Source organism: Acidovorax sp. 22279 (assembly GCF_052045435.1).
Classification (GTDB): domain Bacteria; phylum Pseudomonadota; class Gammaproteobacteria; order Burkholderiales; family Burkholderiaceae_C; genus Acidovorax; species Acidovorax delafieldii.
The window spans coordinates 1-23,812 of sequence record NZ_JBQEOV010000017.1; the positions used below are offsets into that span (position 1 = coordinate 1).

Consider the following 23,812-nt stretch of genomic DNA (forward strand, 5'->3'; position numbering starts at 1 on the left):
GCGCGGTGCAGCAGCGCCCAGCGCACTGCCCGCCGCGCCGCGTGCCTTGCCCGACACGCTGGCGTTTGCCGACGACAAGGGCGTGCCCACCACGCTGGCCGACTGGCAGAAGGCCACCTACACCGACGCCCTGTTGGTGCTGCACCGGGGCCGTGTGGTGTATGAGCGTTATCACATCGGTATGCAGCCGCAGCAGCCACATGTGCTGTGGTCCATGAGCAAATCGCTGGTGGGGCTGCTGGTGACCGAACTCATCCAGGAAGGCGCCATCGACCCCAGTGCGCGCATCGTGCGTTACCTGCCCGAGCTGGCCAACAGCGCCTGGGCCGATGCCACCGTGCAGCAGACCCTGGACATGACCACCGGCGTCAAATACGCCGAAGACTTTGCGGACCCCACCTCCGGTGTCTTTCAGTACCTGGCCGCTGCGGGCCTGCAGCCTGCGCGCCCCGGCAGCAACGGGGCCAAGAGCATGGCCGAGCACCTGCCCACCGTGCAGAAGGACGGTGAGCACGGCACCGCGTTTGCCTACAAGTCGGTGGACACGGAAGTGCTGGGCTGGCTGCTGCAGCGCGTGACTGGCAGGAGCTACGCCACGCTGTTGTCCGAGCGCATCTGGTCCAAGCTGGGCATGCAGGAGGACGCATATGTGTTTGCCGATGCCAACGGCGGCCAGGCCACCAGCGTGGGCGTGAACGCCACTTTGCGTGACCTGGGCCGTCTGGGCGAGATGCTGCGATCCAACGGCCGCTTCAACGGCCAACAGATCGTCTCGCCCGCCACCATTGCCGAGCTGCGCAAAGGGGCCGACCCCGCCCAGTTCAGCAAGGCCCCGGGCACGGCCATGCGCGCGGGCTACTCGTACCACAACCAGTGGTGGATACCCCACGATGCCGATGGCACCTTTGAAGCCAAGGGCCTGATGGGCCAGCACATCCACATCAACCCGGCGGCCGAGCTGGTGGTGGTGAAGTTCTCCACGCACCCCGTGCCCAACACCGCCTTCACCCACGCGTTGGACCGGCAAGCCTTTGCCGCACTGGCCAAGGCCGTGCGCTGAGTCCACCCGCACGTTGCTGCTTCACCCCCCACGAGGACCGTTTCACTATGTCCCCCCAACCCTGGCTGGCCCGCTATGGCGCTATCCCTGCCCACATCGATCCCGACAGCCATCCCAGCATCGTGCACCTGCTGTGTGCCGCCATGCAGCGGTACGCGCACCGGCCCGCATTCACCTGCCTGGGCCAGACGCTGACCTATGCGCATGTGGACCAGCAATCCCGCGCGTTTGCGGCCTACCTGCAGAACGTGCTGCGCGTGCGCAAGGGCGACCGCATTGCCGTGATGTGCCCGAACCTGATGGCGTTTCCTATCGCCATGCTCGGCATTGCGCGCGCGGGCTGTGTGCAGGTGAACGTGAATCCGCTGTACACCCCGCGGGAGCTGGAGCACCAGCTACAGGACGCGGGAGCCAGGGTGATGGTGATCTATGCAGGGTCTACTGCGACCCTGGCTGCCATCCAGGGTCGTGTGGAACTGCACAGCATCATCACCGTGGCGCCCGGCGACGGCACCGCAGCCGACCTGCCCGGGCCGCCGGTGGATGCCCACCTGCACACCACCACCTCGTTTGCGCGCGCCCTGGCCGAAGGCGCCACCCTGCCCTTTGCGCCGCCCGTGCTGGAGGGGAGCGACCTGCTGTTCCTGCAGTACACCGGGGGCACCACAGGCCTGTCCAAGGGCGCCATGCTCACGCACCGCAACCTGGTGGCCAATGTGGAGCAGTTCAAGGCCTTCGTGCCCGATGCCCTGCGACCCGCGCAAGAGGTCATCGTCACGGCTATTCCGCTGTATCACATCTTCGCGCTGATGGTGAACTTGATCAGCTACTTTGCGGTGGGCGCACGCAACTGGCTGGTGCCCAACCCGCGTGACCTGGACGCGCTGATCCACGTGCTGAACGCCGCGCGCCCCAGCGTGTTCATGGGGGTCAACACGCTGTACGCCGGGCTGGCAGCGCACCCCGGCACGCAGGGCGTGGACTTTTCCAACCTGCGGCTGGCGGGCGGCGGCGGCGCTGCCATCCTGCCCTCGGTCTCTGCCCGCTGGCAGGCCATCACCGGCCAGTTCATCCGCGAAGGCTACGGCCTGAGCGAGACCAGTCCCGTGGTGGCCTTCAACCCCGCATCGGTCACTGCTTTCAGCGGCAGCACCGGCCTGCCCCTGCCTTCCACCGACGTGCTGCTGCTGGACGACCACGGCCACCCCGTGCCCCTGGGCCAGCCCGGCGAGGTCTGCGTGAAAGGTCCCCAGGTCATGGGCGGCTACTGGCAGCAGCCCGAGGCCAACGCAGCCGCCTTCACGCCCGACGGCTACTTCCGCACCGGCGACATCGGCCAGCTGGACGAGCGTGGTTTTCTCAAGATCGTGGACCGCAAGAAAGACATGGTCATCGTCTCGGGCTTCAACGTCTTTCCCAACGAAGTCGAAGCCGTGGCCACCGCCTGCCCCGGCGTGCTGGAATGCGCCTGCATCGGCGTGCCGGACGAGAAGACGGGCGAAGCGCTGCGGCTGTATGTGGTGCGTGCGGCGGGTAACGCGCCACCGGGGGATGCAGACCACATCGCAGCCCACTGCCGCGCAGCGCTCACCGCCTACAAGGTACCCCGACAGATCGTGTTTGTGGAGGCCCTGCCCAAGTCCAGCGTTGGCAAGATCCTGCGACGCGAACTGCGCGACATGGCGTGAGCGCGGGGAGCGGTGGTTTCAGACGGTGGCGGGCTTGTGCAGATGCGAGGTGCGAGATACCTCAGCACATGTCTGTCATCAGCCCCGCCGCTGCAGATCCCGCGCCCCGTAAGCGCAGTAGCCCGGCTTGGGGCTCTTCTTCTGCGGGTGCAGGCGGCAGGTCTCGGGCCGCTTGTCATACACCGTGCAAAGCCGCGTCTTGGGGTCGAGAAAGTTGCAGTCCCCACTGGCCCGCCGCGCCATCGTGAAGATCGCGTTCTTGTGGTTGAAGTGGTCAATCAGCCGCGCCTTTTGCAGCCGCTTGGCAATGTGGCGGATTTCTTCATGCTCGGCCTCGAACGGGTCCACCAGTTCAAGCCGCACCAGGTCCGAGAGCTGCACTTCCAGCGGCATGGTGCAGCAGTTGGCCGCGCAGGTGTCGCACAGGCCAGCGCGGTAGCGGGTCCAGGTGTCCAGGCGGTCAACGTCAACGATGGCGATGGTGGATCTCATGGCGCAGTGTTGGACGGCTGCAGGAGCGGCTGCGACTGCGCCGCCAGCGCGTGCAACTCGTCTCCTGTGAGTCGGTAACGGATCCACTCGCTCTGCGGGCGGGCACCCAGGCTGTCATACAGCGCGATGGAAGGTGTATTCCAGTCCAGCACACTCCACTCGAAGCGCCCGCAGTCGTGGTCCACGGCGATGCGTGCGAGTTGCCTGAGCAGCGCCATGCCCGCGCCCTTGCCGCGGTGCTCTGGCGACACGTACAGGTCTTCCAGATACAGACCGTGGCGGCCCTGCCAGGTCGAAAAGTTAAAGAAGTACACCGCGAAGCCCACGGGGGTATCGCCGTCCTGGCAGATCAGGCCATGCACCTTGGGATTGGTGCAGAACAGCGTGCGGTGCACATGTGCGGGTGTGGCCAGCGCCTCCTGCTCAGCCTTCTCATAGATCGCCAGCTCCCGCACGAAGTGCAGGATCAGGTCGGTGTCATCGATGGTTGCGGGACGGATGGCAAGATGGGTCATGCGAAGAAGGTCGGGCAAAGGGCACAAAGGCCACCCGAGGGTGGCCTTCCTGAATGCGCGAGCGGCGGCAGGGCGCGGCGGCGACGATCAAGCGATCTGTAGGTAGACCCATAAGCAGCGAATCGCGGTTCTTTCAAATCATGACCTTACGACGGTTCTGGAACCAAAAGTTGAGAAGCCTGTACCCAAAAGGTGAGAAGCGCTTCCGCTCAGTTCCTGCTCAGCCCACAAACAACGCCCAAAAAATCTAAGTCACCCATGAAGTGGAAGCCCAGGGCTGCCCACGCGATGGGCGGTATCGCTTTCGGATGAAGCCGGAAACTATACAGCCTTAAGTCTGGAGTTTCATCTGGTTCGTTCGCTGAACCCAAACGCATCAGATGATGCGAAGGTGTCTGTGGCTCGCACGAGAATCCACCGCTGAAGTTCGCCTCAAGCAGAGATGTTCGGCGAATTTCTGCTCCCCCTCTGCGGGGGCGGTTGGGTTGCTCAAGTGAACATGGAGGTTGCTGTGAAAATCGACCGTGAAGAGTTGTACCGGCGGGTCTGGGAGACACCGGTCACCAAATTAGCCAAAGAATTCGACATCTCTGACGTGGGGCTGGCAAAAGCATGCCGCAAGCACGCGATACCGCTCCCCCCGGTGGGCTACTGGACAAAAATCAAGCACGGCAAGGTAGTCCCCAAGCCCGCACTCCCTCAGAAAGGCACGGTGCTTATTGAACTGGATGCGTCACGGTTTCGCGCATCCGAGCCAACCCAGAAGCTGCGGGTAAATTTGCCTTCCGTTGCGGTGGTGGTCCCGACCACTGAGCTGCCAGAGCAGTTTGGCTCTTATACCGCTGCCACGAGGAAGCGACTCCTGAAAGACAAACCAGATGCGTACGGTTTCGTTGGAAGTGCAGGTCCGGTGGTCTTTGAATGTCGACTTAGCGCCGGAGCCGTCGAATCGGCGTGTCAGATTCTGAACGCCATCGAAGGTGCATTGCCAATGCGTCGGCGCCAAGCTCGTCCAGGGAGAGCAATGCTTGCAGGTTGAGCATGATGGCGAGCGGGTCCACTTCAAACTCGTAGAGCAATACACCCGCCAGCAGCATGTAGTCCGCGACAAATACTACAAAGGCTGGGACGGAAAAGAGTACGTCTACACATTCACCGGAAAATTCAGTCTTGAAATCGAAGGAAGCTTTTTGGGACGCAAGCGCTGGACGGACGGAAAGACTACGCCGTTGACTGAGAAGCTCGGAGAATTTGTGCTCGGACTTGTAGAGGCTGCCGCCGCAACCAAGCGGCACGCAATTGCACGTGAAGCAGAGCGCCGTCGTTGGGAAGAAGAAGCCAGGCGGCGTGAAGAAAGACAACGTGACCTTCGCGCTGTTGAAGACTTCAAACTGAAGCTGCTTGCTGAGGCCGCGGCGTTTCGCGAGAGTCAACTGATTTCAGCGTATCTTGAACGCTTGCACGAACAGCTTGCCGACGAAAGTAACGCCCTCGCGCAACCTGCAAAAGACTGGCTCGATTTGGCACAACGAATTGTTTCCAATGTAGACCCGACCACACGGCGTGTTGAGCGCCTGAAATCTGGCGCAGCACCCAGCACCTATGGCGGCTACTTTGGGGACGCGTTGAAATAGTGAGGGAGAAATCGCAAAAGCACGTGCTGTTGGGACTTCTATTCGCGATGAGGACGCACGTCGATAACGCAGGCATGTTTGAAAGCACTGTTTTCAAACTGCAAAGAATTCGCGCGCTCTGCTGATGAGAGATTTTGTGCGTATCCACGAGGATTCGCGACCACTCTGCAACCCGAAACATCGTAGTCAAAAGAGTCGTGCACGTGTCCGTGTAGCCAGATGTCCGCCTTCTGTACGACCTCAGTCAAGTCGCTTGCGAAAGCGGCGTTCAGTGGCTCACCTTCGTAGCGTGCATGAACGGAGAGAGGGTGCGGTGCGTGGTGCGTGACCACCACGGTCGTCCCGTCATATTTGCGAGCTAGTTCGTTCGCGAGCCATGCTCTTGAAATCTCATGGTTTCGTAGCGCATGCTCAGGAGAAAACAACTCGCCACTCAGTGTCCGGATGAGCCGGTGGTCGTTGAGGCGGTGCCGCGCGATTTCCATGAGCTGAGACTGCGTGAGCCCGCATTGCAGTCTGTAGTCTGTCCAGAGGGTGCAACCTAGAAAGCGAACGCCTCCGAAGTCGACAACATCACGCTCCAGGAGCCTTACCGATGTGCCACAAGAACCGGCCCTGAGTTCTTCCACAACGGTATCGATGCAGCCGTGATAGGCCTCATGATTGCCCAGCACATACAAAACGGGGACCGGCCATTTGGCAAACAAAGCAACAGCATCTGCCGCGCGACCGATATCGCCTGCAAGGACGAGCACATCTGCTTGATGCGCCGGACGAATGAGCGTTTCGCCTGGAAACCGGCGTGCCAGGTGTTCAAGGTGCAGGTCCGAAGCGAGTTGAATCTTCATATGAGAGCTCCTTCTGATTGCGCTTGCGAATCAGCTGCCTGTGCAGCGCACACCTTCTCTGGAAGCAGCGCCGCTACGGAAAGGTCGGAAAGGCGCACGAGCGCACCACGGACTGCACCGTTTGCTAACGGTTTTCCGCCGAGCGTTTCTATGCAACCCAACCTTTCCAAGAGGTCGGAGGAACGGACGTTGAGAGAATGAGCCAGAGATGCAAGAGGGACGTAGGTGCCGTGGAACTTGACGAGGTGCTCTGGCAACACGACGCGGCAGGGTTGCCCACGAAGCACCACCGGGACTGAATCGAGCAAGCCTTCGTCTATCCAGTGGCTCACGCTCTCCCACTTCCAGCCAGTAAGCTTCGACAACTGGTGAATCGACAACCCGGACTCCAGGATGGGAGTGCTGAAATGTTGCCGGACATCGGAAAGCTGGTACTGAAATCCCCCAGCCTTCGCCGCCCCACCGATGCACGCAATCTCTCCTCTCAAGATGGCCTGCAGCGCTGCCCTTATCGCTTTCTTGTCTCCCATGCGTCGGCTGGTGAGCTCCTTGAGCGCAATGCGTTCACCGCCTTCTGGACTCTTTCGCAGGTGAGATTTGAGGGCGATGGTCAGGCGTTCTATCGATTGGCTTTCCACAGGCCCGGACTTGAGAATGTCGGTGCGCCAGCCTGGGTCAGCCATGAGCAGGTTTGCCGCCACCATTTGCGTGAGCACTGCGGGTGGCACACCAAGAGTCTCGCAGGCTGTAGCTTCGCTGACCCAGCGAAGACGAGCGGCATGAATACGTTCCACCTCGGCGATGGGAATTTCGTAGGCAATCCCTCTCGTTCCGAATCGCCGGGTGCGGTGCTGTAGCTGATTCGCTGCGACGAGAGTCAGCAGCCGGTCTCGGCTCACCCCCAGTTGCTTGGCGGCATGCTTGAGCAGCATATGGTCATTGTTCTCCACAGTGACCGAGCCGGCCGCATCCAGCCCGAGGATTCCGTCGAATTCCGATGCCGCTACCTTCACTACGCATGCCATGAATGGCTGAAGCGGTCCCGCCGCGCAAACAGCCTTGAGCTGTTGATACCAGCGGCCCAACAATGAGTTCAGCGTTCGCGCTTGCGCATCTCCTGCAGCGATGCGTGTGCTGACGTGGGCTTCGAAACCTACAGGCCAGTCTGACAGCAATCCTTCCAACGGTCGCAGAAACTCCACAGCCTCTTGGACCGCCTGCGGCGCCGCTGCATTTCGCCTGGCACTGGGTGCGTCTGGCTCTGCCAGCAGGCATAGCGTTCGAACCAGCTTGCTCAGCGCGGCTACTGGCGCACCTTGGACCTGAGGCCCTATCCCCATGGCGGTTGCTCCATCACTTGCAAGGAGCGCCGCTAGCCACAGTTGAGCCTGAGTGGCGGGCGTGGTCGGTAGTTGTCGGAGGTCTTGTCCACATTGGCACTGCTCGATGCGCTCCCTCGACGGCGACAGCATCTCGGCACAGGCGCTGCACCGGTCGACCAGTTGAACACGATGGGTGGGACATGCAACGGCATATGCATGCTCCCAATGCGCGCGAAGATGTACAGATTCCTTGATGCACTCTGGGCAGACATGCGTCATGTGCTGAGCGATGAAGACCCCGCCACTGGCGTGCAGTGTCTTCTCGCTTTGATGCCTGCGCCGTCCATGATGGGTCAATGCCCAGCACTTGGGCCATATAGTCCGGTCGCCCCAGAATTCCTGTGCGTGATGGCGAAACCTGCGCCATGCGCGCAAGCTCCCTCCAGTTCCAGAGCGAGTTGCTTGCAGATAGGCGACGGTAGTAGCCCAATGCCGATTCATCGGGTTTAGGGCCGAATGTGTGGACGAGTTTCACGATACTTGTATTGCTAAAGGTTGGGTCAGGAAACGACTCTGCGCATCGGCATATCGTTGATTTCCAGCACATGGGCATGTGCCTGGTTCAGCTCGATGGCAGAAACCGTCTCGCGCGCGAAAGCTGGGCAGTGCGGATGGCCCGCACTTTCAATCAGTTTCACGGTGGTGGCGCAGTCGTCGAAGGTCAGCGTTCGTGGTGTCTCGTAGGCCATCTGGCAAGCCAGCTCCTGCATGAAGCGACTCAGAACACCCACCAGACCGCCGCTCAGCAGGTAGCAATGCTTCACCAGTAAATCGCGTGGCACGTCAATGGGCCAGCCAGATTGCTGGAACAACCCGGCATACGTCAGAACACAGGACGCAAAAGCGCGCTGCTCCTCGACGCTTTGAAAGTTGTAGGGGCGGAATTCGCGCCTGGCTGACGCCCGCAAGCGCAACTGCTCGTTGCTCGCGAACAGCCTTTCAAGCCGCGGTACCCCGAAAAGCATGACCGTGATGCCAAGGTTTTCCAAGACCGACTTGAACCAGTCGCCGGCAGCGCGTGGAGGAAGACGCGCCCCTGGCTCGACCAGGTGACTGGCTTCTTCAAACAGCAAAACCCGTGTGCCGGCAAGACGCAACTGGTCTGCCATTCGGTTGAACATCACGCCGGAGGTGATGCCGCGCTGTGGCAGCGGAACACCCAAAGCGGTGAGCACGCTCATTGGCAGCAGCAGTGGGGAAATCGAAGGCGACACCGGCACTGTGAGCACCGGAACGCTACGGACTCCATCAACTTTTGATGAAGGATAGGCCCGCTCAAGCGCATTGATGAGCATTGTCTTTCCGACCCGGGATGGCCCGAGTACGCATTCAAGCCTCGGTGCATAGCCAGCCAAAGCATCGTCTGCGCGTCGCTTGAGCAACTTCAAGTGCTCCGAGAATGCGGCGTGCTGCAATTCACAGGTCTCAATGCTACGACGTAGTTCAAGTGCAGCGCTCATTCTTGGTCATCCCCCGTCGTGCGATTGAGTACGGGCAGTGCGACAACATCGTCGAAAGATGATGCTTGCGACACGCTGGATGCCTGCTTCGCACTTCTGGGCGCTTGCAGCGGACTCTCTTTGGCTCGTTCGAGGGCGTTCATCTCCTTGGCCCTTGCAGCGGTATCGCGCGATTGCTTCGCTTTTTTGCTTCCTCGCCCCGAAGCAGAAGACGATGTTTGGAGTGCGCGCGCAAAGACCTCGCGTTTGAAGGCCGCTGCTTGTTCCGACACAGAATTTCCCGAGGACGCTTCCTTGACTTTCAACCTCGCTTGCTCGAATGAATACGCTGGTGTCGTTTCATCTACGTCTTCATTCACCAGCTCAATCAAGTCTCGGCCAGGTCCTTCAGAGACGTAGATACGTCGGAAATCTTCCGGGTCAGCCAGCACTTGCACCGCCGATTCGCCAAACCTCTTGATGAGGTACGGGAGGTTGTCGCCTTTGAAATTGAACTGCGCGTAGGTAATGCCCGTTTTGCGCGACAGTGTCCTGGTTTCGTGCTCGTACAAGGTTATTCGCCACGCATCGAGTTCAGGGGGAAGTGGCAGCGCGTAGCCATGCTCTTGTTCGACGGTTCGCCAACGCTGCCAAGGGGTGTTTCCCAGCCGCTTCTCCTCGGTGAAGACGCTATGCACGTGGCGTCGAAGCTCTGTGTTGGCCCAGGTCTCAAAGTACCACCGCACAATCCATTTTTCGAGTTCGGCAAGAGACATTGGAAGGTCTTGGAATTCCTTCGGGTCTCTGTTTCCGTCCACTGCGTCAAAGCGTGTGCAACCTGGCAAGGTCTCAAGTGCCTCCTTCAATGAGCGGTTCAAACGTTCGATGTACGGTTTTCCATGTGCATGGCGAGACTTGCAATGCATTGCGTCGATACCCAGCCGCGTGAGTCGTTGCATACGGTCCCCTTTTGTCTCTGGTCCGTTGTCAAAGACCACCAGTGCAGGGGTGCCGTAGCAATCCATGGGGAGGTCAAGTCCGAGTGCTGCGAAGCGCTCCTTCTTTGAGAACAAGATGGATTCGATGCATCGCAGGCTGTCAGACACACGTGGCGAGCCAACGACGAGTTGCCAACCCATCGGCATGTCGGAGAAGCAATCAATGGCGTGAACGAGATAGAGGTTTCTCGTCTCTCCGTGCTGTGTTCTGACGAGCCACGGTAGGTGAACTGCGTCCTGTTCGACGCGCATCAGTGGGGCTGAGGTGCGGATGCGCTTCTTGGCCATGGACTTTGCAGCGGCAGCCATCCGCGGGTCTAGCCGTTCGAGTTCGATGTCCGAAGTCAGGTTTTGATGAATCGCTTTAACTACATATTTCCGACTGATGTTGGATGCCGGCGGAATCAACTGCTCATCGTGTCCGACCTGATTCACGAGTTGCGTAATGCCGCTTACTGTCCAGCGCGACATCGGCTTGAGCAAACAGTTCTCCGCGACCTTGCAAACCATGGCTGTAACTTTGTCGTCGTAGCGAGCGCGTCGATTTCCCTTGTTTTTGTTCCCAACGAGGGGCGGCATGCCACTCCGGTGTTTGGCTAAGTGGCGATAGACGGTTGCACGTGACGGAAATAGGTGTCCGGCGCCAGGTGCTTCGTCGTGTTGAGTTTTGAGCGTTCGATACGCTTGGTGTGTACTGATACATCGGGCAGACGCCATATCGTTGACCATATTGGCTAGTCGAATAGCGGCCTGTTGCGCTGCGTCCAGTTGCGGGTCGTCTTGATAAGTCGCGGGAAATAGGGGCTCCCCTTTTCGTCGTATCCGGAGATTTCCAGCCCCGATGCGCGCGCGCAGGTCGTTGAGTTCAACGTAGTGGTCTATATTGAGCTTGAGGTCGAGCACCCGGACCCGGCCCATCACCGGACAGGGACTTAGCACAGCCATCGTGACTTCGTCCGCCTCGGTGTCAAACAGCTCATCCCCAGAAAGAAGGTGCCGCTTCACCGCGTGAGTCTCCTTACTACTTCGAGGTGGTCGAGTCCTCCGTACGCCGGCTTTGCAGGAGCGTCACCGCGTATTTGGAAATTGACGATGTCGATTTCCAGAGCGCCGAATGCAACGAGTACGGGCAGCATTCGGGGGGCGATGGACATGCCAGCGCAGTAGTCGCTGGCTGTCTGCGCCCCGGCCTTGAACATCTGCTCAATCAGCTCGAACGTGGCTTCGGACGGGCACAGGTCATTGCGCATGCGCGCCTGATGAATGAGCGGCACATTCACTCGCAAGGGGTGCTGCCAATAGTTTGGGAATACGACTTTCGAAAACTTGTATCCGTGGGACCAAAGAATTTGCGAAGCAGTGGACAACCTCTCGTCGTACCCTGAATCACCAAGATATGCGTCGAGTTTTACTTCGATGGCTTCTCTCGTTCCGTCTGACATCGACAGCGCAAAGTCCGGCGTGTAGAACTTGGGCCCCGTGATACCGTCATGTTTTGCTCTTGCTGCAGCGCGTTGTTCTGGTGTGTGCAGGATGGTTCCTGCAATCAAATCAACGGTGAACGGTTGAGGCGCGAAACTTCTCACCGAGGGTTCGAAGCCGAGAATGTTTGCAACGAATCTCTCTGTGTCACTCTCAACCGCTCGCATCCCATCCGCTTTTTGCGCATGTGTCAGAAAAGCAGCTTTACCGAACGTCGACGCGACTTTACGGATGCCTGTGTCTGCACGGCTCAATCCAGGCCGATTTGTGTATTTACTTGCCATCACCATGACCTCTCGCCAGTTCTTAAAAAGTGTCTGGGAGGTGTAGCGACGACGCTTTTTTAGAAAGTGACCTAAACAAGTTATGCGCCGCTGTTTAAACAAAGCTGCGCTTTCAAGCACCAAGATGTTGGTCAAAAATATTTGGTGAATGTTGCTTGCTGGCAACGAAACGCGAGCCGTCGTCAGGACTCCGAGCGGTGTGCAGGGTCCACACATACCTGTCACCCTTGTGCGTGCTGCGACCCGACTCAGCTTTCAACCTGGACTCCAGTACGCACTTGGCGCATGCACCATGCGATTTCTGCGTTTGTAAGACCCCAGCCCTTTTGCCCGAGAGTCTCTTCGATGCGCATGAGTAGCTCGTTCTGTGTGCGGTCCGGCTGTTGGAGTTTCTTGCGGTGGTAGTAAGCGACGAGCTGCGTCACAAGGTCGGCGCATACGTCATGGCGTGTTTCGAGTTCAGCCTGCGTGTAGCCGCTGGTGTACTGGCCGTCGACGAGGCGGACAGCGATTTTTGGTTGAGCGCCGCTCAGGGCTGTGGCATCTGGTTGGCGGGGAAAGTCGTCAGGAATATTCACGGGCAGTGCCTCCGAGGTGATTTAATTTGCTGACTAGCTCTTCCAGTGTTTGCGGGTCGCTGATGCCTTCGCACTCATCTGTTCGGACAAAGTGCGGCAGACATTCTTCGGGCCAGCCTGACGGGTCGTCGTCTAGAGCGAGCCATTTCGCTGGTTTGCGTCGCAGTACGTCTTCGATGACTTGCTGTCCGCGAGGTAGCGCGGAGAATTTGAGGTCGTTCATCCTGCTGTGGAACGTCGCACCAACGACGCGTTGGCGCAGAGCTGGCGGTAGACGCTTGGCGGTTTTGGAGTAGCCGTAGCGTCGAACCCAGGACGTGCTCAGAACTATCTGCACGTCGGGGTATGGAGTCAGCAGCTCTTGCAGTAGTGCTGCATGCTGAAAGAGCTTGTAGTTCGGAGGCGCGACCAGATACGCACCTCGGCGCGGATGCCAAAAGCATGCTTCGTGGTGGAGCACACCATCGAAGTCGAGGTACAGGATGTTGCCGCCAGTGCCTTTCATGACGTCAACCCGCAGTCTGAGGCGCCGTACAAGTACCTGACGTACCCGCCTTCTGAAATTCAACGCTGATTTGGCATGCTCTACTCATGCCATCAATTTGAATTGTTTTGGCGGCAAATGGCTACAGATGCCGACAGTTTTGTTTCCTCGGCTTATTGAATTCTTAGTGGTCAGACCTCACGCATGTCTTCCATGCCGAGCGGCTCAATCTAAATCCGGGCTCTTGCAAATCTATTTTTGCTATGCGTATTTAGTATTGCAGGAGCCCTATCGCTGCTCTGGTCCCTTCACGGGCCTTTCCTCGCGACCCTGCCCCGGTAGCACAGTAGGAAGTACGACTTGTGGCACTGTTTTTTTTCACAGTATGATGCGCGAGCTAAGCAAAAAACCCTAGTTGCGACAAAATTGGTGCCCCTGAGCTTGGAGTCGCGAAGCTTTCGCACGATGGGTAGACACACTCCGGCGCCGGCCTTCGGAGACTAGGGTCGTCGTTTGAGATATAGGGACTGGTGACTCCGTCCAGTTAAACTGCCTCTCAATGATTCAGCTACCTTCCGACGCCCCTCCGCAGTTCTCGGGGCACGAAACTTTCCCCTTAAGACAGTTGTGGTTGCGCAAGGCTTACGACGCAGTCACAGAGTCTGAAGAGCCTGCTCCCCGCTCAGTCTTCGCCGACGAAGACGCAATCGTCCGCTTCGGAGTCGGCAAGAACATGGCAATGTCCATCCGCTTTTGGGCAACGGCGTGTGGCGTCATCGAAGACCGAGGGGGGTACATACCAACTCGCCTCGGCACGATGCTCTTTGATAGTGAGAGCGGGTTCGATAAGTACTGTGAGCACACTGCGACTACATGGTTGATGCATTGGCAGGTGGCTAGTACGCACGAAAAGACAACCACTTGGTGGTTTTTATTCAATCACGTCGTACAACAAGTTTTTGACCGTGATTTCATAGTTAATTCACTCTCTGGTTTGGTGACCGAACATAAGCTGCGCATTTCGATGGCAACGCTTAAACGCGACGTGGAGTGCTGTATACGTAGCTACGTTCCTAGACTTGGTGGAGATTCGCCCGAAGAGATGAGTGAGCCATTGCTCGGCGAGCTTGGACTAATTCAACAGAACGCGAAGGGGGCGTTTGAATTCCGTCGGGGCTCGAAGCGCTCTCTACCGGATGGAGTCTTTGCATTCGCGTTATTAGATTATTGGGAACGTATGCCGCACGCGGGTGCTGTGATGGCCTTCGACCGTGTCGCTTACGACTACGGCTCACCAGGTCGTGTTTTTAAGCTCGATGAAAACGCAGTAGCCGACAGATTGATGGCTCTCGAAGACTTAACTCGCGGGAATATTCAGTGGACTGAACAAGCAGGCATCCGGCAAGTCATTCGCAAGGGTGCAGCCTTGAAGAGCCTCTCTGACTATAAGTATGGGCTACTCGAAAGCGCCTATGTCTAAACAAGCTACCCTCCTCGGTGTCGAAAAGAGGATGCTCTCCGACGTAGTCACTATTTCACGTCAATTTCTCCGCTCTGTCCGACTCGACACGGATTTAGGTCGGGAAGACGCACTGTCAGGCTACATCTGCCAAGGCACCGCAAGCGCATTGCTTGAAAGCATGGCCCGTCAGATTGTGGATACGCGACAACGGGCCTTTACATGGACAGGGCCATACGGTGGCGGAAAGTCTTCTCTGGCGTTAGTGCTATGTTCACTTGTGGGTGGGCAACAAGCACTCCGGGCTAAAGCCCGCCAGTTACTGAATTTCCCGGCAGACAGCTTGGTCTTCAAAGCGTTTGATGCCAAGGATGAAGGGTGGATGGTCGTTCCTGTTGTCGGCAAGCGAGCTGATGCAGCGCAGGAGTTGAGTGCAGCGCTAACTAAGGCGCAGGGCCTGTCCCCAAGTCGTAAGAAGCAACCGGATATCGTTGCAGAACTAGTTGAAGCGGCAGAGCGGCACCCTCAGGGTGTTTTGGTCGTCATCGATGAATTGGGCAAATTGCTTGAGGCTTCCGCTCAAGAGGGTGGAGACGTCCATCTCTTCCAAGAGCTTGCCGAGGCAGCAAGTCGCTGCACAGGCAAACTGGTTATCGTCGGCATATTGCATCAAGCTTTTGAAGCGTACGCCTCTCGCTTGGGTCGCCAGGCTCGGGACGAATGGGCCAAAGTTCAGGGCCGGTTCCTCGACATTCCCCTCGTTGCCGCAGCTGACGAAGTGATTGAACTAGTTGGCAAGGCCATTAAAGTCGAAAACCCTCCTGCGTTGGGCGACGCATCGAAGTTTGCGGACAAAATTGCTGCAGCAATTCGCGCTCGGCGCCCGGGTACTCCAGCAACGCTGGCTTCGTCATTGCGCGCATGTTGGCCGCTTCACCCTGTTACCGCTGCTTTGCTGGGTCCCATCTCACGACGGCGTTTTGGGCAAAACGAGCGCAGTACGTTCGGCTTCTTGGCGTCGCGTGAGCCTCTAGGCTTCGTAGAGTTTTTGGATGGCTACGAGGCTCACTGGTACATGATGTACGGTCCCGCAGCTTACTGGGACTACCTGAAAGCGAACTTGGAGCCCGCCATCGTCGCTTCCCCCGACGGGCATCGGTGGGCCCAGTGTTGCGATGCGGTAGAGCGCGCGGAAAGTAAAGGCACCGCAGTACATGTTGGGCTGACTAAAACAATCGCTCTGATTGAAATGTTTCGCAATGGCTCCGGCTTGGTTGCCGAAGAGCCAATTTTGGCGCTGTCGACACCTGGCGTAGACGTCAATGAAATTCACTCTGCCCTTGAACAGCTCGCGGACTGGAAGGTTCTGATTGAACGCAAGCATTTAAATGCTTGGGGCATCTACGCCGGCTCGGACTTTGATATCGAAGCGGCAATCAATCAAGCCCGCGGCGAAATCGGCGAGGCCGACTTACAGCAAATCTCTACGCTAAGTGACCTGCAGCCCGTACTCGCTAAACGTCATTATCAGAAGACGGGCACTATGCGGTGGTTCACCCGTAGCATCGCCCGTCTCGAAGACGTCGAAGCTACTGTTGAAAAATTTGAGCTTAAGGGTACTAGCGCAGGCGCATTCTTATTGTGTCTGCCCTCAGCTGGTCAATCAACCAAGTCCGCAGACCATCGAGTCCGTCATGCCAGCACCATCACAATGGCTGAGGCATTGCTGGTGGGTACCCCAAAAAACGCAGAAAGAATTGTTGAGCTAAGCCTTGAGCTAGCTGCTTCAGAGCGTGTCATGAAAACGCGACCAGAGCTCCATGGCGACACTGTGGCACGCAAAGAAATCGTCGGCCGCATTGAGGCTGTGCGTGCGTTGCTTGAAGAGCAGCTAACCGATGCATTCGAGCTTTCGAAGTGGTACCGGCAAGGTGAAGCGGTTGGGCGGAAGGGTAGTTCTGCGCTATCGGTGATTGCGTCCGACATAGTAGAGGCGGTTTACGACAAGGCTCCCCACATCTTCAGTGAGCTTATTAATCGCGAGAACCCTTCAAGCAATTCGGTGAAAGCGCGTAAGGACCTCATGAACCGGATGGTCACTCATGGGCATCTGCCGAAACTTGGCTATGAAGGCTTCCCTGCTGATGCCGGCTTGTACTACACCGTACTGAACGACCCTGGACTCCATCGAGCCAGAGGTGGAAATGAATGGGGTTTCGGTGACCCTAACATTAACCCTCGTGGAACGTCGTTTGAAACGTTCTGGTGGAGAACGGCGCGAGAGATTCTCGCGGAGGGCAAATCTCTTACCCTCAAAGAACTTTACACAGATTGGGCGCGCCCGCCATTTGGGATACGAGCAGGCGTCATGCCAGTACTGTCCCTAGCGTTCTACATTGCCAATCGTTCATCACTTGCCTTGTATGTCAACGGCGCGTTTACTCCGGACCTGTCCGATGCCGTGGTGGACGAGTGGACGCTAGACCCCGGTCGAATTCGCTTCCAGCATGTGGACGCGTCCAGTGACAAAGCATTACTCATCGACGCGCTAGCGAAGACGATTGCTGATGATTCGGGTATGCCGGTCACCGCCTCTCCTCTTGATATCGCGCGAAGTCTGGTCGGCCTAGTTGTCGGCCTTCCAGGTTGGACCAAGCGGACCACCTCTGTCTCTGTAAAAGCGCAACAGGTCCGGGCGATGCTGCTCAAGGCCAGCGACCCATTGCGAGTGCTGTTCTCGGACTTACCCACGCTGCTGGAGGCTGACGACCCGTCCACCTTGAACTCCCGTCTCCAGCAAGTTACCGAAGAGCTGTCTGGTGCTTATATTGGGATGCTGACTAAAGTCCGGCAGCATCTCCTTCAAGCCCTCGACCACGGTGCGCGCACGCCAGCGGAGCTGCAAAAACGGGCGTCTACCGTAAAAGGTATCACGGGAGACTTCAAGCTAGATGCGTTTGCCACACGCCTGGAAACCTATGACCAAAGTGACGAGACGGTCGAAGCGCTTATCAGCTTAGCCATCGACAAGCCCCAGGCGATGTGGGTGGACCGTGACATTGATGCAGCAATGGCGAAACTTGCCGAGTGGGCAGTGGCTTTTAGAAAAGCTGAGACGATGGCTCCTTTACGTGGACGACCGTCAACCCGCCGTGTTATCGGAGTTGTTTTTGGTGCGAGCCATGGCCAAGACGCTAGTGGTTTTGTAGAAATCTCGGATACCGACACTCCAGCCATTGACGAGCTGGTCAAGCGGTTCCTTGCGGAAGCCAAGGGAACGCGCAACGAAGTTATCTTGGCTGCACTCGCCGAGGCTGGAGCAATGTTGGTTACCCAGCAACAAAAGGAGGCTAACAATGGCTGAGCGTCACGTTCTCGGGCTCTCCGGTGGAAAAGATAGTGCGGCCTTAGCCGTCTATATGAGCTTGCATCATCCGGAGATTCCCCTTGAGTATTTCTTCACGGATACGGGAAAAGAACTACCTGAGGTCTACGAGTTTCTGGGCAAATTGGAAGGCTTTGTTGGACGAAAGATTCATTATTTGAATCCCCATCGTGATTTTGACTTTTGGTTAAGAACATACAACAACTACCTCCCATCTGCAAAAACCCGCTGGTGTACGCGAAAGCTGAAACTAGAACCCTTTAAGCAATGGGTTAAGCCATCGCTCGATGCTGGTGATACCGTCTATAGCTACGTAGCTATTAGAGCAGATGAGGAGCATCGCGAAGGCATGGTTGCTCAGCATGCCAATCTCATCGTAAAAATGCCATTTAGAGAAGCTGGCGTTGACAAGCCCGGTGTATTTGAGTTGCTCGAAGGGGCCGGTCTTGGATTGCCAAGTTATTACAAGTGGCGAAGCCGCTCAGGCTGCACTTTCTGCTTCTTTCAGCAAAAAATTGAATGGGTCCGCCTCAAAGAAACGCATCCTGAAGCGTTTGAAGATGCGAAGGCATATGAGAAAAATGCCCTTGAACACGGCTCACCCTTCACTTGGACTCAAGGCGAGCCATTAACTGACTTAGAAAAACCCGAGCGTATCGTTGAAATTATAGCTGATTTTGAGATGCGCAAGCAGCGTGAACTGGCTCGTCGTAAACCCAATCCTCTTCGGGTTATTCCTATCGAGCCTGTTGATATTGACGACTTGTATCTCGAAGACGAAGGCGGTGGCGCTTGTCTTGTTTGTCACAAATAATTAATCGGAGGGAAATGATATGGCTATGGAAGCAAAAGAAATATTCGAAGCGAACTCGCGAAATGTACGCGAACTACTTAGCGAGAATGGACTCGGGCTATACATTCCGCCGTACCAGCGACCGTATGGATGGGATAAAGAAAAAGTCTCGAAGCTCATAGAGGATACCCTGCACGGCTATTCGGAGCTTCTTGACCATGATGATAGTTTCACCTTCCTCGGGACGGTAATCACAATTCATGATATTAACTTCACGACTGTACAACCAGCCGTGAGGCCTGATTTACCTGGTAAAGTCTTAACCGTAATTGATGGACAGCAGCGATTGACGACACTCCTCGTCTTTTGCATTGCATTACACAACCAAATTGCGTTGGCACATGCAAAGGCATTTAAAGGCAAGACTTACGAAACGATGTCCGCCCCCGAGCAATGGCTCGATGGGCAAAGCCGCAGCATTATCGACAAGCTTGAACATACTTTTGTCGAGCGTCAACCTTTTGGCGATTCACCCCTATACCCGAGAATGATTCGGTCGTTCGACGACCAATGGGCTAGGTCTAAGGCGAATGCGCAATATAAGTCTCCCATTGCATATTTGACTTGGAAATATGCGGAGTCCATTGACCAAGGCAAACCCGTTGAATTTAAACCTGCTAAGCGCGAAGGGACCATTCAAGGGGAGGATGCTCTTGTAAGCAGATTTTTGCAGGTGTCGCGCACACTGAAAGGCCTTAATGCCGACGGAACGTTTAGGGATGACTACGACGCGCTTCCGTCGCTTAAAAAAATTGCCGCAAATGGAAATTTTCAGCGAGCGCTTCTGAATCATGATTTCCCAGAAGATGTCTGTGAGTTGTTGCAAAACAATAATGCTGATGCCGATTTTAAGGTGCTGTTGCAACTACTTTTGGTTGCTAGCTATTCATTAACCCGAGTAGCTTTGACGGTTGTTCGCGGGAAGAACGAAGACTACGCTTTTACTGTTTTTGAATCGCTCAATACTACAGGTGAGCCTTTAACCGCCTACGAGACTTTCAAGCCAAGAGTGGTTCTGGCCGAGACTCTTACAAAATTTGAAAATTCTGCTTCTCGAAAGCACTTGGACCAAATATCGAATTACTTGTCGATTTTTAAGGTCGGGGAGCCGCTTCAGAATGCAACGCGGGATTTGCTTATTTCATTTGCAGCTGCGGAGACTGGCTATAAACTTTCAAAGCGTCTTGCGGAGCAAAGGCGGTATCTAAAAGAAGAGTTCGAAAGGCACGAGAAAAATCTGGAGGAGCGAGAGGCGTTTGTGCAACACCTCCGTGATGTCGCCAACTTTACTCAACATGCGTGGGAGACTGATGGAAAGCAGCCTACTCTTCCAGGCCTGCCTGCAGATGCAGCTACAGATTCGGTCAAGCTCTGCCTGACATTTCTATCCTCGCTCGGCCATTCGGTCACCATTGCTCCGATGGTTAGATTTTATGCTCAAGCCCTAGGCGCAGCTGAGGCCGAGCGTGAAACTAAGACTAAGGAGCTTGAAGGGGCTGTGAAGGCTCTTGCAGCCTTCTCCGCACTTTGGAGAGCATCGCGGCGCGGCACGGCTAATATCGATGCGCAGTATCGCGAGATTTTGTCCGGTAGTGAGCATATGCCGGCACTAGCGCGTAAGCTCCGGAAGGAGCCTGGTGAAGCAACCGCTTCTCCCATCGTCAACCTTGAAGCACTTAAGGCAGAATTGGTAAGACGCCTCGGTGAAAAAGGAGGTATAGCTAATCGTGAAGAATTTGTTATGGAAGCGGCAGCCGTCCCTGCCTACAAAAATAGCAGAGAAGTTTCTAGACTTCTCCTTCTTGCTGCATATCACGATTCGGTAGCCGATGAAGAAACACCAGGATTAATCAAAAAGGGGAAGCCTGCAGTATCGCCTTGCCTAACCTTCACAGGGTTCACCGACCAGCGTAATTTAACTTTAGAGCATATAGCGCCTCAAGAGCCTTCTGCAGATTGGGATGACAAGATATACGAAAACCGCGATTTAGTTCACCGTATCGGTAATCTTGTACTAGCTCCGCATGTTGAAAACGCGATGGTGTCAAATCGCGCTTGGCCGGCAAAGCGCATCTTGTATCAAGCACTCGGCGCTGCATCCCATCCAGATGCGCAGAGAATTCTCTTGGAGGGCCAGCAGCAGGGAGTCGAATTCGGCGAATCCACTCAGCTAATTATTGATAAGGCGTCTCATCTTCCACACCTTAGCGCCCTAGGTAACCGGAAAGACGCGTGGACAAACGAATTCCTCGACCAGCGTTCCAAGCGCTTGTTATCCCTTGCATGGGACGAACTCTATGCGTGGCTGAAGTAGATTCGTAGTTCCCTCAACGGCACCCATCTCTGTTCATGGAAACTTGGTGCCGTTGTTAAGCGCAACGGAAATGTCGATAGATGTAATCGTAAAAATTACACGATGAGATAGGTCTTTAGGGGCATGCGGAGCGAAGGTTCTCTCGCATTGATGTGTTGAGAGCCCATGAGTTTCTAAGCTTATGGGTCTCAGTTTCTCAGCTTATGAGGCGCCCTACACGATCGATCAGACGTCGATATTCCCCGCCCGCAGCGCATTCGTCTCAATGAAATCCCGGCGCGGCTCCACCTCATCGCCCATCAGCATCGTGAACACGCGGTCCGCCTCGATCGCATCGTCGATCTGCACGCGAAGCAGGCGGCGCACATTGGGGTCCATCGTCGTTTCCCACAGCTGCTCGGGGTTCATTTCGCCCAGGCCCTTGTAGCGCTGGCGGCTGGTGGTGCGTTCGGCTTCGGCAATCAGCCACTTCATGGCCTGGCGGAAGTCGCCGACCTTTTCTTCCTTCTGCTTGTCGCCTTCGCCACGCATCGCTTTGGCGCCTTCGACCAGCAGGCCGCGGAAGGTTTCGGCGGCTTCGGCCAGGGCGGCGTAGTCGGCGCCGTGCACAAAGTCTTGCGTGATGACGCTGCTCTTGATGTTGCCGTGGTGGCGGCGGCTGATGCGCAGCAGGGGCTTGTCGGTGCGGGCATCGAATTCGCCGGCCACTTCGGCGGGGGCGCCGGTGGTGTTCAGCTCGCGCAATTTGGCTTGCAGGGCCACGGCGCTGGCTTCGGCATCGGCCACGGAGTCGAGCTTGAGGCTCACGCCATCGGCAATGGCGCGCAGGGCTTCGGCGTCCATGAAGTTGCCCAGGCGGGCGATCACGCTTTCAGCGATCTGGTGCTTGCGCGCCAGTTCGGCCAGGGTCTCGCCCGTCAGGGTTTGCGGGTTGGCTCCGCCGGTGGTCACACTGGCGTGGTTCAGCGCAATGCGCAGCAGGAAGCCGTCGAGCGCGGGGGCGTCCTTCAGGTACAGCTCTTCCTTGCCAGCCTTGACCTTGTACAGCGGCGGCTGCGCGATGTAGATGTGGCCGCGCTCCACCAGTTCGGGCATCTGGCGGTAGAAGAAGGTGAGCAGCAGGGTGCGGATGTGGGCGCCGTCGACGTCGGCGTCGGTCATGATGATGATGCGGTGGTAGCGCAGCTTTGCCACATCAAAGTCGTCGCCGCCGGTGGTGCCGCCGGCCTTGCCGATGCCGGTGCCCAGGGCGGTGATCAGCGTGAGGATTTCGTTGCTGGTCAGCAGCTTTTCGTAGCGGGCTTTTTCCACGTTCAGGATCTTGCCGCGCAGGGGCAGGATGGCCTGGAACTTGCGGTCGCGGCCCTGCTTGGCAGAGCCGCCGGCGGAGTCACCCTCCACGATGTAGATCTCGCACAGGGCGGGGTCTTTTTCCTGGCAGTCGGCCAGCTTGCCGGGCAGGCCCATGCCGTCCAGCACGCCCTTGCGGCGGGTCATTTCGCGGGCCTTGCGGGCGGCTTCGCGGGCACGGGCGGCCTCCACGATCTTGCCGCAGATGATCTTGGCGTCGTTGGGCTTTTCTTGCAGGTAGTCGGTGAGCAGCTTGCCCACGATGTCTTCCACCGGCGCGCGCACTTCGCTCGACACCAGCTTGTCCTTGGTCTGGCTGCTGAACTTGGGCTCGGGCACCTTCACGCTGAGCACGCAGCACAGGCCTTCGCGCATGTCGTCGCCGGTGACTTCGACCTTGGCCTTCTTGGCCAGCTCGTTTTCTTCGATGTACTTGTTGATGACGCGGGTCATCGCGGCGCGCAGGCCGGTCAGGTGGGTGCCGCCGTCACGCTGGGGGATGTTGTTGGTGAAGCACAGCACTTGCTCGGTGTACGCGCTGTTCCACTGCATGGCCACTTCTACGCCGATGTGCGTGCCGGGGATGCCACCGTACGTCTCTGCCGGGCGCTCGCCTGCGGCGTAGAACGAGGTGGGGTGCAACACCGTCTTGCCCTTGTTGATGAACTCGACAAAGCCGCGCACGCCACCGGCGCCCGAGAAGTCGTCTTCCTTGCCGCTGCGTTCGTCCTTGAGGCGAATGCGCACGCCGTTGTTCAAAAACGAGAGTTCGCGCAGGCGCTTGGCCAGGATCTCGTAGTGAAAGTCGTTGTTCTCTTTGAAGATCTCGGTGTCGGGCAAAAAGTGCACTTCGGTGCCGCGCTTTTCGGTCTCGCCGGTCACCTTCATGGGGCTGACTTCAAAGCCGTCCACGGTGGACAGCAGGCGGTCTTGCACAAAGCCGCGTGCAAATTCGATCTGGTGCACCTTGCCTTCGCGGCGCACGGTCAGGCGCAGCCATTTGCTCAATGCGTTCACGCAGCTCACGCCCACGCCGTGCAGGCCGCCGGAGACCTTGTAGCTGTTCTGGTTGAACTTGCCGCCTGCGTGCAGTTCGGTCAGGGCGATTTCGGCAGCCGAGCGCTTGGGCTCGTGCTTGTCGTCCATCTTCACGCCGGTGGGAATGCCACGGCCGTTGTCGGTCACGCTGATGGAGTTATCGGTGTGGATGGTGACGACGATGTCGTCGCAGTGGCCGGCCAGGGCCTCGTCGATGGAGTTGTCGACCACCTCGAACACCAAGTGGTGCAGGCCGGTGCCGTCACTGGTGTCGCCGATGTACATGCCGGGGCGCTTGCGCACGGCTTCCAGGCCTTCGAGGATGGTGATGGCGCCTTCGCCATAGCTTTCGCTGGCGCCGGCCTGGTTGGTGTCGATCTTGTTGACGGTGGGCTCCACATGGCCGGAGACGCCGGAGGATTCGGGCTCGGAGGGAATGTTGTTGTCAACGGTCATGGTGGGCCTTGGGATCCGTGGAAACCGGGGTTTCCAATATGTTCAATGGTCTAATTGGGCGCAAGCGCATATT

At 57.3% G+C, this 23,812-nt stretch carries 18 protein-coding genes; 8 read left to right on the forward strand and 10 right to left on the reverse strand.

The annotated features are described in order from the left end of the window. Positions 1-1,060 (forward strand): serine hydrolase domain-containing protein (locus tag ACTJKQ_RS19850; RefSeq protein WP_440597842.1); only part of this gene is annotated, 1,060 nt, incomplete at its 5' end. Between the two features lie 47 nt (positions 1,061-1,107). Next, entirely contained in the window at positions 1,108-2,748 is a 1,641-nt protein-coding gene (locus ACTJKQ_RS19855; protein ID WP_440597843.1) for an AMP-binding protein, read from the forward strand. Between the two features lie 78 nt (positions 2,749-2,826). Here ACTJKQ_RS19855 and ACTJKQ_RS19860 read toward each other — a convergent pair whose 3' ends face one another. Continuing rightward, positions 2,827-3,240: a YkgJ family cysteine cluster protein gene (locus ACTJKQ_RS19860; RefSeq protein WP_440597844.1), complete on the reverse strand. Its 414-nt coding sequence runs from the start codon at positions 3,238-3,240 to the stop codon at positions 2,827-2,829. Further along, a complete protein-coding gene (locus ACTJKQ_RS19865; RefSeq protein ID WP_116748428.1) occupies positions 3,237-3,755 on the reverse strand; it encodes a GNAT family N-acetyltransferase in 519 nt (172 codons plus the stop codon). Before ACTJKQ_RS19865 ends, ACTJKQ_RS19860 begins: the two co-directional genes overlap by 4 nt. A gap of 511 nt (positions 3,756-4,266) precedes the next feature. Here ACTJKQ_RS19865 and ACTJKQ_RS19870 point away from each other — a divergent pair. Together ACTJKQ_RS19870 and ACTJKQ_RS19875 are read left to right on the forward strand one after the other, a co-directional pair. Further along, positions 4,267-4,794, forward strand: coding sequence for a hypothetical protein (locus ACTJKQ_RS19870; RefSeq protein WP_440597845.1), 528 nt, complete (start codon positions 4,267-4,269; stop codon positions 4,792-4,794). Next, the gene (locus tag ACTJKQ_RS19875; protein WP_440597846.1) at positions 4,784-5,389 is read left to right on the forward strand and encodes a hypothetical protein; all 606 of its coding nucleotides are present in this window, start codon (positions 4,784-4,786) and stop codon (positions 5,387-5,389) included. The genes ACTJKQ_RS19870 and ACTJKQ_RS19875 overlap by 11 nt, the downstream gene beginning before the upstream one ends. 38 nt (positions 5,390-5,427) lie before the next feature. Here ACTJKQ_RS19875 and ACTJKQ_RS19880 read toward each other — a convergent pair whose 3' ends face one another. From ACTJKQ_RS19880 to ACTJKQ_RS19910, 7 genes are all read right to left on the reverse strand, one after another. Next, on the reverse strand, positions 5,428-6,237 hold the full coding sequence (locus ACTJKQ_RS19880) for a metallophosphoesterase (RefSeq protein ID WP_440597847.1): 810 nt from the start codon (positions 6,235-6,237) through the stop codon (positions 5,428-5,430). Then, on the reverse strand, positions 6,234-7,439 hold the full coding sequence (locus ACTJKQ_RS19885) for a hypothetical protein (protein WP_440597848.1): 1,206 nt from the start codon (positions 7,437-7,439) through the stop codon (positions 6,234-6,236). Before ACTJKQ_RS19885 ends, ACTJKQ_RS19880 begins: the two co-directional genes overlap by 4 nt. Before the next feature lie 680 nt (positions 7,440-8,119). Continuing rightward, positions 8,120-9,079: a TniB family NTP-binding protein gene (locus ACTJKQ_RS19890; protein WP_440597849.1), complete on the reverse strand. Its 960-nt coding sequence runs from the start codon at positions 9,077-9,079 to the stop codon at positions 8,120-8,122. After that, positions 9,076-11,061: a Mu transposase C-terminal domain-containing protein gene (locus ACTJKQ_RS19895; RefSeq protein WP_440597850.1), complete on the reverse strand. Its 1,986-nt coding sequence runs from the start codon at positions 11,059-11,061 to the stop codon at positions 9,076-9,078. The genes ACTJKQ_RS19890 and ACTJKQ_RS19895 overlap by 4 nt, the downstream gene beginning before the upstream one ends. Continuing rightward, the gene (locus tag ACTJKQ_RS19900; protein ID WP_440597851.1) at positions 11,058-11,957 is read right to left on the reverse strand and encodes a hypothetical protein; all 900 of its coding nucleotides are present in this window, start codon (positions 11,955-11,957) and stop codon (positions 11,058-11,060) included. The genes ACTJKQ_RS19895 and ACTJKQ_RS19900 overlap by 4 nt, the downstream gene beginning before the upstream one ends. Positions 11,958-12,070: 113 nt before the next feature. Next, positions 12,071-12,400 (reverse strand): hypothetical protein, encoded by a 330-nt coding sequence (locus ACTJKQ_RS19905; RefSeq protein ID WP_440597852.1) that lies wholly within the window; start codon positions 12,398-12,400, stop codon positions 12,071-12,073. Next, positions 12,387-12,905, reverse strand: a complete 519-nt coding sequence (locus ACTJKQ_RS19910; protein ID WP_440597853.1) for an HAD domain-containing protein — start codon at positions 12,903-12,905, stop codon at positions 12,387-12,389. The genes ACTJKQ_RS19905 and ACTJKQ_RS19910 overlap by 14 nt, the downstream gene beginning before the upstream one ends. Before the next feature lie 538 nt (positions 12,906-13,443). Between ACTJKQ_RS19910 and ACTJKQ_RS19915 the strand changes: the two genes are divergently transcribed. From ACTJKQ_RS19915 to ACTJKQ_RS19930, 4 genes are read left to right on the forward strand one after another with little or no spacing between them, the layout of a single operon-like run. Continuing rightward, positions 13,444-14,364 carry a DUF4007 family protein gene (locus ACTJKQ_RS19915; protein WP_440597854.1) on the forward strand — a complete coding sequence of 307 codons (921 nt, stop codon included), beginning with the start codon at positions 13,444-13,446 and terminating at the stop codon, positions 14,362-14,364. Then, positions 14,357-17,707, forward strand: coding sequence for an ATP-binding protein (locus ACTJKQ_RS19920; RefSeq protein WP_440597855.1), 3,351 nt, complete (start codon positions 14,357-14,359; stop codon positions 17,705-17,707). The genes ACTJKQ_RS19915 and ACTJKQ_RS19920 overlap by 8 nt, the downstream gene beginning before the upstream one ends. Further along, positions 17,700-18,542: a phosphoadenosine phosphosulfate reductase domain-containing protein gene (locus ACTJKQ_RS19925; RefSeq protein ID WP_440597856.1), complete on the forward strand. Its 843-nt coding sequence runs from the start codon at positions 17,700-17,702 to the stop codon at positions 18,540-18,542. The genes ACTJKQ_RS19920 and ACTJKQ_RS19925 overlap by 8 nt, the downstream gene beginning before the upstream one ends. Positions 18,543-18,567: 25 nt before the next feature. Beyond that, positions 18,568-20,895, forward strand: a complete 2,328-nt coding sequence (locus ACTJKQ_RS19930; protein WP_440597857.1) for a DUF262 domain-containing protein — start codon at positions 18,568-18,570, stop codon at positions 20,893-20,895. Positions 20,896-21,120: 225 nt separating this feature from the next. Here the strand turns inward: ACTJKQ_RS19930 and gyrB are convergent, their stop codons facing one another. After that, a complete protein-coding gene (gene gyrB, locus ACTJKQ_RS19935) occupies positions 21,121-23,739 on the reverse strand; it encodes a DNA topoisomerase (ATP-hydrolyzing) subunit B (protein ID WP_440597858.1) in 2,619 nt (872 codons plus the stop codon). Positions 23,740-23,812: the final 73 nt, after the last annotated feature.